General features: G+C 57.8%; 1 protein-coding gene. It reads right to left on the reverse strand.

Going from position 1 to position 737, the window contains the following annotated elements:
• Positions 1–52 precede the first annotated feature (52 nt).
• Positions 53–737, reverse strand: a 685-nt coding sequence (locus tag J5224_RS32535) for an anaerobic C4-dicarboxylate transporter family protein (RefSeq protein WP_319802534.1), incomplete at its 5' end; no start/stop codon positions are given.

Below are 737 nucleotides of genomic sequence, written 5' to 3' on the forward strand. Positions count from 1 at the left end.
CGGCGAGCGCGAAACTCGCCGGGGGTTTTTTTATGCGGTGTAGAACCGTGGATTAGCCGATAATCAGCTTGCCCAGCGTCAGCCCCACCACCACGGAAACCACCACATTGACCAATCCAGGTCGCATAAAGCTGTGGTTTAGCACGTACTTGCCAATGCGAGTGGTGCCGGTGTCGTCAAAGGCCAGCGCGGCGAGGCACTGTCCGGCAACCGGAATAAAGAAGTAACCGTTTACCGCAGGCCAGGAGCCAATCAGCGCATAAGCCGGTAACCCCAGTGCCAGCCCGAGCGGCAGCAGGATCAGCGTGGTCGCCGCCTGACTGCTGACCATGGCTGAAACAAAGAACATCATGATGGCGATAAGCCAGGTGTGGGACTGAAGCAGGGTCTGCACTTCCGCTTTGATCAGCCCAATATGGCTGCTGACAAAGGTTTCGCTCATCCAGGCAAGGCCAAACGCGCACACGATAGCCAGCGCACCGGCACGAAATACGGTGCCGCTCAGGATGTTATCAATCGGTGGGCGACACAGCAGTACGATGATGCAGGAAAAACTCAGCATCACCATTTGAATGGTGGCGGACATCGACAGCGGCTGAAGGCCCTTGGCGGTTTCCACCAGCGGGCGCAAGCCGGGGATCAGACCAAGCAGCACAATCACCACCGCACCGGTCAGAAACAGCAGCACCGACAGCTTGGCATGCGGTGCGATTTCAACGCTTTTCTGCGTGTGTTCG

The organism is Candidatus Symbiopectobacterium sp. NZEC135 (assembly GCF_025962695.1).